This window comes from Salinivibrio sp. IB872, assembly GCF_001995345.1.
GTDB lineage: Bacteria > Pseudomonadota > Gammaproteobacteria > Enterobacterales > Vibrionaceae > Salinivibrio > Salinivibrio proteolyticus.
Map to the genome: position 1 here is coordinate 86,716 of NZ_MUFO01000007.1, position 8,245 is coordinate 94,960.

An 8,245-nucleotide genomic window follows, 5' to 3' on the forward strand; every position below is an offset into this window, starting at 1 on the left:
TAGGCGGACAAATGTCAGGCGCGTGTGGAAATTTTCCGTGGGGTGCGATGACAAGGCTGGCCGCGATATCGCCAGCCAATAAGCCCACTTATCACCACCCAAATCCAAAGCGGGGTATTACCCCATTGGCGATAGGGGGTGAGACCCACAGTGCTGGTGACGGTGGTGGTAAGCACACCGGTTTCAAACTGCGGGAGGGATTGCTGAATATTGCCGCGTGCATCCATAATCGCAGTCACACCATTATTGGTGGCACGAATGACCGGTAAGCCAAACTCACGCGCGCGCATCCGCGCAATTTCTAAATGCTGCAATGGGCCAATTGAGCGGCCAAACCATGCATCATTCGACAAAGTGATAATCGCGTTACTGTCCGGCGTCAAGTTGGCGCGAATTTGCGCTGGAAACGCAATTTCGTAGCAAAGCGCCGTGATGTAGGCCAAACCATTGGCTGGCAATGCCGGTTGTATGGCCTCGCCCGGTGAGAACGAAGACATGGGCAAATTAAATAAAGGTGCAAGCGGACGCAGTAACGACTCAAAGGGAACGAATTCACCAAACGGGAGCAAATGATGCTTGCTGTATTGCTTCGGCGCGGGATACTGATAGCTAGGCGTATCGGCGCCAACCGCAATCACATTATTAAAATATTGCCCTGCCGCATTTTGGTCTAACACGCCGGTAATGACCGTGGTGTGGTTATTTTTCGCGGCGGTATCTAATTGCTCAAAAAAGCGAGGTAAGTCACGCTCCAACGCCGGAATAGCCGCTTCTGGCCAGATCACCACATCGCTATCCCAATGTTGGCGGGTGAGGTCTAGGTACTTCATTAAGGTTGGCCAGCGTTGATCGGGACGCCACTTTAACGCTTGGGGAATATTGCCTTGGATCAGTGAAACCGTTTGTTGTTTCTCAGGATGTGCTTCAACCCACTGGATGGTGTTAAGTCCGTAGGCACACGCGGATAGGCCAGCGATCGCCGCGAGACCAGCTAACTGCTTGCGTCCTTGCCAAGCGCCCCATTTGGGCGTGATTAAAGTCGCCAACCCTGCCATTAGCACCAGCAGCCAAGTGATGCCTTGCACACCGAGCACTGGCGCCACGCCAGCTAAAGGACTATCAATTTGGCTGTAGCCGGGCCACAGCCACGGGAAACCGGTGAAGACCCAGCCCCGTAACCCATCGGCCACCAGCCATAGGCTAGGCGCAAGAATCAGCCACTTAATCGCGGCATGGCGTACCGAGCAGCGCGCTAACACACCGGCGAATAACGCGGGATACAACGAAAGATACATTACCAGCAGCGCCATTAAGGACAAGCCAGCTATGGCGGGCATACCTCCAAAATGATCGATACTGACATACACCCAGCTGACGCCGGTGGCAAATTGACCTAGCCCCCAGCAAAAGCCGAGCAAACTGGCCTTTTTGGGAGAGGCGGATTGGAGCAACAGGAATAGACCCCAAAGCGATACCGGCATTAGCAGCCAGTAAGAGAAGGGGGCAAAGGCAAGGGTGGCACTGGCACCAAGCAGGGCAGCCGCGAGGGGCTGCCCAATTTGACGCACAATGTGATTAATCGCTTTCACTTTGAGGTTCGCTACTGTCAGGAATGGTGACTTGTAGCTGAATGATACGACGGCTGTCTGCCGAGGTCACCTTAAAGTGGAAATGTTCGATATCCACTTCCTCGCCGCGATCGGGCAGATGGCCAAAGCTGGTCATAACCAAGCCGCCGATGGTGTCTACCACATCGTCTTGGAACTGACTGCCGAAGTGTGTATTAAAGTCTTCTAACGTGGTCAGTGCTTTTACCGCAAAGGTATGGCGGCTTAGCTGACGGATTTCTTGTTCGTCGTCCTCGTCGTACTCATCTTCGATTTCGCCAACGATTTCTTCCAAGATATCTTCAATGGTGACCACGCCCGATACACCGCCAAATTCATCGATCACGATCGCCATGTGGTAGCGTTCTTCTTGGAACTCTTTGAGTAAGCGGTCAACACGTTTACTCTCAGGTACCACTACGGCAGGGCGTAACACCTTCTCGATATCGAAGTTTTCGGCATCTGGGCGCAAATAGCGCAGCAGATCTTTCGCAAGTAAGATGCCTTCAACATGGTCTTTGTCATCGCTGATCACAGGATAACGCGAGTGTTGGGCATCAATGATGATATTAATGATCGCTTCCAAAGACTGCGATCGTTCAACGGTTACCATCTGCGAGCGGGGGATCATGATATCTCGAACACGCATGTCGGAGATTTGCATGACACCTTCCAGCATGTCTCTTGTGTCATGGTCGATCAGGGCGTTTTGCTCTGAATCGCGGAACACATCCACCAGTTCCTGTCTGTCTTTAGGATCAGCTTGGAAAAACTGTCCTAGCCGCTCGAAGAAGGTCTTCCTACTCGGACCGTCTGCGTTTTGCGAATTATCGTCGTTCATTCAAATTCATTCAGTTAGTTAACGCTCAATGAAGTCGTTCGCATAGGGATCTGGCACCCCCATGGTAGCTAAAATGTCACGCTCTAAGGCTTCCATTTGCTCGGCTTCATCATCCTCAATATGGTCGTAACCAAGCAGGTGTAAGCTGCCATGCACGACCATGTGTGCCCAGTGATCCATCAGTCGCTTGCCTTGTTGTTCAGCTTCACGCTCAACCACTTGGCGGCAAATGATCAGATCGCCGAGCAAATCAATGTCGATACCGGGAGGGGCATCGAACGGAAACGATAACACATTTGTGGGTTTATCTTTGCCACGATAATCGCGATTCAAGCTCTGGCTCTCACCTTCGTCAACCAGACGAATCGTGACTTCTGCTTGTTCACGCGCGTTGCGTACGGCGTGTTCAAACCAAGCTTGGAGCTGATCATCACTAGGCAACCCGTCAGTATTATCACACGCCAGCTGAACATCCACGTAATAACTCATGATTGTTCCTGCGATTGGCTGTGTTCAGTATTCATTTGTGCTTCGCGTGCCTCACGACGACGCGCTTCGGCTTCTTTACGTGCGCGCGCATCTTCCGCTTCCCATTTATCATAGGCTTGAACAATACGCGTCACCACGGGGTGGCGAACCACGTCGTCAGCTTGAAAGAAGTGGAAGCTGATTTCTTTGACATCAGAGAGCACTTCAATGGCATGACGTAAGCCTGATTTCGCGTTGCGTGGCAAATCCACTTGTGTCACGTCACCAGTGATCACAGCGCGCGAATTAAAGCCAATCCGAGTCAGGAACATTTTCATTTGTTCCACCGTCGTGTTTTGGCTTTCATCGAGAATAATAAAAGCGTCATTGAGGGTACGGCCACGCATATAGGCCAGCGGCGCGACTTCAATCACGTTACGGTCAATCAGCTTTTCAACGCGCTCAAAGCCAAGCATTTCAAACAAGGCATCGTACAAAGGGCGCAGGTAAGGATCGACTTTTTGGCTGAGATCGCCGGGCAAAAAGCCCAGTTTTTCACCGGCCTCTACCGCAGGACGTGTCAGCAAAATACGGCGAATTTCTTGGCGCTCAAGTGCATCAACCGCCGCTGCGACCGCCAAGTAGGTTTTACCGGTTCCCGCTGGGCCAATACCAAAGGTAATGTCATGGCTAACCATGTTAGCAATATATTGCGCTTGGTTTGGCGTACGCGGTTTGATCACCCCTTTTTTGGTTTTGATATTAATCTCTTTACCGTATGGGATGCTTGATTCGGTGGTTTGCTCGAGTACGCCCGATTCTTTGATTGCCAAGTGAATGGCTTCCGGCTCAATGTCTGGGTAGCTGCCACGCACTGGGGCAGTATCAACATACAAATGCTTGAGAATATCTACAGCGGCATTAGCGGTATGTGGCTTGCCAACAATCGAAAACGCATTGTGTCTGTGATTAATTTCCACACCCAAGCGGCGTTCTAATTGTTTGATATTGTCGTCAAACGGGCCACAAAGATTGGCGAGTCGGGTGTTATCGGCTGGCTCTAAAGTAAGATCAAGAGTGATAATTTTAGACAAGGTTATCCTCGCTTTAGGCGCCGGCTTCCCGGCGCCTTTGAATCGATGAACTCCTTAAGGAGTATATACACCAACGCCAAGCTCGTTTTCATTACGTGTTTTCGCCATGATTTCGGTTGGCGAGACGGCGACACGCAGGTCCATATCTTTTTCAGTACGAACTAGCTCGCCGCGGAGCGAGTTTGGCATCACTTCAGTAATTTTGACGTCAACAAATTGGCCAATCAAATCGACAGAGCCTTCAAAGTTAACGACACGGTTGTTTTCGGTACGGCCGCGTAGCTCCATCAGATTCTTACGAGATGGGCCTTCAACCAGAATACGTTGCTCCGTGTTGAGCATCAGGCGTGAGTAACGCATCGCTTGGCTGTTAATTTGTTGCTGCAGGCGGTACAGACGTTCTTTTTTCACTTGCTCTGGGGTGTCGTCAGGCATATCGGCAGCTGGCGTCCCAGGGCGTGGTGAATACACAAAACTAAAGCTCATATCGAAGTCGATATCCGTGATCAGCTTCATGGTCGCTTCAAAGTCTTGGTCCGTTTCACCCGGGAAGCCGACGATAAAGTCAGAGCTGATGGTAATATCAGGGCGCGCTTGACGCAGCTTACGAATTTTCGACTTGTATTCGATAGCGGTGTGCGGACGCTTCATCATAGTCAGAATACGGTCCGAACCACTTTGCACCGGCAAGTGGAGGAAACTCACCACTTCCGGCGTATCACGATACACCTCGATGATATCGTCAGTAAACTCAACCGGATGGCTGGTGGTGTAGCGAATACGGTCAATACCATCGATCGCGGCCACATAACGCAGCAGTTCGGCAAAGGTACAAATCTCACCGTCGTGCATTTCACCACGATAGGCATTCACGTTTTGTCCCAGCAGGTTCACTTCACGGACACCTTGCTCGGCCAGTTGGGCAATCTCAAACAGGACATCGTCGAGCGGACGGCTTACTTCTTCACCCCGCGTATAAGGCACCACGCAGAAGGTACAGTACTTCGAGCAGCCTTCCATAATCGAAACGAAAGCGGTCGGTCCTTCTGCACGCGGCTCGGGAAGACGATCGAATTTCTCGATTTCCGGGAAGGTAATGTCCATCACGGGCGCATGATCTGAGCGTGATTGTTTGATCATCTCAGGAAGGCGGTGCAGCGTTTGCGGGCCAAAAATCACATCCACATAGGGTGCGCGCTCACGGATGTGGTCGCCTTCTTGTGTTGCTACACAGCCACCAACCCCGATCACCAAATCTGGATTTTTGTCTTTCAGTGTTTTCCAACGCCCGAGTTGGTGGAAAACCTTCTCTTGCGCTTTTTCACGGATAGAGCAGGTGTTTAGGAGGAGAACATCTGCTTCTTCTGGTTGCTCGGTCAGCTCGTAACCACCGGAAGCATTGAGCAGATCTGCCATTTTGGATGAGTCATACTCATTCATTTGGCAACCCCAGGTTTTAATCAGCAGTTTCTTAGCCATGTAACTTTACGCTCGTTTTTAATCTTATGGTCGACATTACCCCTCAAGCTGTGTGGTTTTTAACCAGTCAATCAGCTTGGCAAGCCGCGTATTGTACTGCTTTCCAATAACGCTGACCAGATCACAGGGCCGATGAAATGATCCTCAGAACCTTCAATCTTGGTAAGGCATTGACAAAGGACACAACCTGACTCGCATTTATGGTGGTTACTGCCAAGAACATTGACGCAATTTGATCTGATTTAGGTCGAATTCTCGTTAACCTTCAGTAGAATGCCCTCATTGCTGGTAAAAAGAGATAGTCATGAACCCATTTGAAATCATTATTGTTGGCGGTGGCATGGTGGGTGCAGCCACTGCGTTGGGATTAGCGCGTCAGGGGCGTCAGGTTGCATTGATTGAGCGCCAAGTTCCCCAGTCATTTTCGCCCTCACAGCCAATGGATCTTCGTGTTTCGGCTATCTCTCATGCGTCGGTGGCGCTACTGTCCGATTTAGGGGCATGGACGGACATTGAAGCTATGCGTGTGTGTCCATATCGCCGCCTTGAAACGTGGGAAGCGGAAGACAGCCGTGTCTGCTTTAGCGCAGAACAACTCGACTTACCCCAACTGGGATATATGGTCGAGAACCGTTTGATTCAACTCGGACTCTGGCAGCAATTCTCACGCTATGACAACTTGCACGTTTTCTCGCCCGCGTCGATTACATCAATGCATCAAAAAGGGCAGCAACACTATGTTGAGTTAGACAACGGCGACACATTGACAGCGCCGTGGTTGATTGGTGCGGATGGCGCAAACTCCCGAGTGCGAGATTACGCCAAGATTGGCATCACCAGTTGGGACTATCGCCAACATTGCATGCTGATCAATGTTGAAACCGCGTCGCCGCAGCAAGATATCACGTGGCAACAATTCTTCCCTTCCGGGCCGCGCTCCTTCTTGCCGCTATGCGGCCAGCAAGCCTCCTTGGTGTGGTACGACAGCCCTCAACGTATTCAGCAATTGTGTCAGTTAGATGCGGCGCAGTTAAAAGCAGAGATTGTGGCGAATTTCCCCGCCGAAGTTGGCGAGGTGACGCCTGTCAACTGGGGCGCATTCCCGCTGACGCGACGCCATGCGCAGCAGTACCATCGTCATGGCGTTGTAGTGATTGGTGATGCTGCCCACACCATTAACCCACTCGCAGGACAAGGGGTGAACCTAGGCTTTAAAGATGTAGCGGCCCTGTTGGATGCCTGTGCCGATGCAGGCGAACACTGGCAGGATAATGCAACATTAACAGCTTATGAGAAAGCACGCCGCACCGATAACATGATGATGCAAACCGGCATGGATGTGTTTTATGCCGCGTTTAGCAATCGAATTACGCCTTTAAAACTGGCGCGCAATGCGGTGTTCAAACTGGCCGAACACAGTGGCCCAGTGAAAAAACATGTATTGAAGTATGCGTTAGGGCTTTAATCTTCGCGACAAGAGCAAGGACGCGATATGGTGAACTACCAGACGATTATTTTTGATATTGGCAATGTGATGGTGCGTTGGTCACCGGAAGAAATCATCCGTCTAACCTTAGGGGACGCGGCGGATGCCCACGCGTATGCCAATCAAATCTTCCCCAGTGACACTTGGCAAGCGCTGAACCGTGGCACGCTCACCGAAGCGCAAGCCAAGCAATGTTTTGCCAAAGAAACGTCGCGAAGTCCTGCGCAGCTTGAGGCACTGTTTTATTACATTAAACAGACTCAAATTTGCCTTTACGGTAGTGTCGAGTTACTTCACTCGGCCAAACAGGCCGGATACGGTGTTTATGCGTTAACCGATAATGTGCGCGAAATTGTGGCGTTCTTAAAACAGCGCTATGCGTTTTGGTCGCTGTTCGATGGTGCCATCGTGTCAGCCGAAGTAGGGTACTTAAAACCCGAGCCTGCCATTTATCAACGCTTGTTGGATGATTACCACCTCGATCCAGCCTCTTGTGTGTTTTTGGATGACAGGGTCGCGAATGTAGAAGGTGCGAAAGCGCTAGGCATGGCGGGCATCCCCTTTATCGATGCACAGCAATGCCGCGCAGAACTCGCCAAGCTGGGAATCGTGGTGTAGTGGGTTCAAAATCCGTTTCCTTCGGGCGTGGCGGTTCAAGTCCGCCCACCGGTACCATACATAGAAAGGTCGCTTTTATAGCGGCCTTTCGTCGTTTTAGGTGTTTGAAAATTTTATATTTTTCAGCATTTTACCTAAAAATTGCTTTCCTACTATTGCCTCTTTTTTCCAAAAAATAGACTCCCTTTATCAACCTTAAAATTTTTCCCATGGTCCATCTATGGTTCATCGCATGACAATTCTGTGCGCAAAGGAATCCTAGTAAATCCAACAAATGCAAAAAGCAGCCGTCGCACAAGCCAGTATTACCAAGGGCTTCGAGCGAGAAGAACCATGGTACGACCATGGTGACTTTACGGTGCTATGAGGTTTTAGCTTTGCCTTTATGGAACAACTGATCGTTTTGATGGATAGTCGAAAAGTCGGTTTGAGATAGGAGGTTTTGCTGTGGGTGGTGGTAGTGTTCAAAAGTCTGTGTCACTCCTATAGTTAACCCTCAACAGGGAGTGATACATCAATGTCCGACAAATACGAAATTGATATTCAAGCTTTTGCTAAGGCACTGCAATCTGGACAGGGCCTCAACGGGAAAGATGGACTGCTAACGCCGTTGATTAAACAGATCACCGAAGCTGCTTTGGCTGCTGAGATG

The 8,245-nt window shown here is 50.5% G+C and carries 7 protein-coding genes and 1 pseudogene; 3 read left to right on the forward strand and 5 right to left on the reverse strand.

Annotated elements, in window-relative coordinates; genetic code table 11:
* Positions 1–14: 14 nt before the first annotated feature.
* From lnt to miaB, 5 genes are read right to left on the reverse strand one after another with little or no spacing between them, the layout of a single operon-like run.
* A complete protein-coding gene (gene lnt / locus BZJ18_RS05280; protein ID WP_077455613.1) occupies positions 15–1,580 on the reverse strand; it encodes an apolipoprotein N-acyltransferase in 1,566 nt (521 codons plus the stop codon).
* A complete protein-coding gene (gene corC, locus BZJ18_RS05285; protein ID WP_069587389.1) occupies positions 1,576–2,448 on the reverse strand; it encodes a CNNM family magnesium/cobalt transport protein CorC in 873 nt (290 codons plus the stop codon). The genes lnt and corC overlap by 5 nt, the downstream gene beginning before the upstream one ends.
* Before the next feature lie 18 nt (positions 2,449–2,466).
* Positions 2,467–2,937 carry an rRNA maturation RNase YbeY gene (gene ybeY / locus BZJ18_RS05290; RefSeq protein WP_069587388.1) on the reverse strand — a complete coding sequence of 157 codons (471 nt, stop codon included), beginning with the start codon at positions 2,935–2,937 and terminating at the stop codon, positions 2,467–2,469.
* Entirely contained in the window at positions 2,934–4,010 is a 1,077-nt protein-coding gene (locus tag BZJ18_RS05295; protein WP_069587387.1) for a PhoH family protein, read from the reverse strand. Before BZJ18_RS05295 ends, ybeY begins: the two co-directional genes overlap by 4 nt.
* Before the next feature lie 54 nt (positions 4,011–4,064).
* Positions 4,065–5,489, reverse strand: a complete 1,425-nt coding sequence (gene miaB / locus BZJ18_RS05300) for a tRNA (N6-isopentenyl adenosine(37)-C2)-methylthiotransferase MiaB (RefSeq protein ID WP_069587386.1) — start codon at positions 5,487–5,489, stop codon at positions 4,065–4,067.
* Positions 5,490–5,793: 304 nt separating this feature from the next.
* On the opposite strand from miaB, the gene BZJ18_RS05305 reads away from it, so the two are divergent.
* The 3 genes and pseudogenes from BZJ18_RS05305 to BZJ18_RS17770 all read left to right on the forward strand — a co-directional run.
* Positions 5,794–6,954 (forward strand): 2-octaprenyl-3-methyl-6-methoxy-1,4-benzoquinol hydroxylase, encoded by a 1,161-nt coding sequence (locus BZJ18_RS05305; protein ID WP_077455605.1) that lies wholly within the window; start codon positions 5,794–5,796, stop codon positions 6,952–6,954.
* 27 nt (positions 6,955–6,981) lie between these two features.
* Positions 6,982–7,593, forward strand: coding sequence for an HAD family hydrolase (locus BZJ18_RS05310; protein WP_077455606.1), 612 nt, complete (start codon positions 6,982–6,984; stop codon positions 7,591–7,593).
* Between the two features lie 517 nt (positions 7,594–8,110).
* A pseudogene (locus BZJ18_RS17770) lies at positions 8,111–8,245 on the forward strand (IS256 family transposase); the annotation flags it as partial.

Excerpts from the sequence above, each read along its gene's own strand:
- BZJ18_RS05310 (WP_077455606.1), top strand. The coding sequence starts at position 6,982 with ATGGTGAACTACCAGACGATTATTTTTGATATTGGCAATGTGATGGTG.
- corC (WP_069587389.1), bottom strand. The coding sequence starts at position 2,448 with ATGAACGACGATAATTCGCAAAACGCAGACGGTCCGAGTAGGAAGACC.
- ybeY (WP_069587388.1), bottom strand. The coding sequence starts at position 2,937 with ATGAGTTATTACGTGGATGTTCAGCTGGCGTGTGATAATACTGACGGG.
- miaB (WP_069587386.1), bottom strand. The coding sequence starts at position 5,489 with ATGGCTAAGAAACTGCTGATTAAAACCTGGGGTTGCCAAATGAATGAG.
- BZJ18_RS05305 (WP_077455605.1), top strand. The coding sequence starts at position 5,794 with ATGAACCCATTTGAAATCATTATTGTTGGCGGTGGCATGGTGGGTGCA.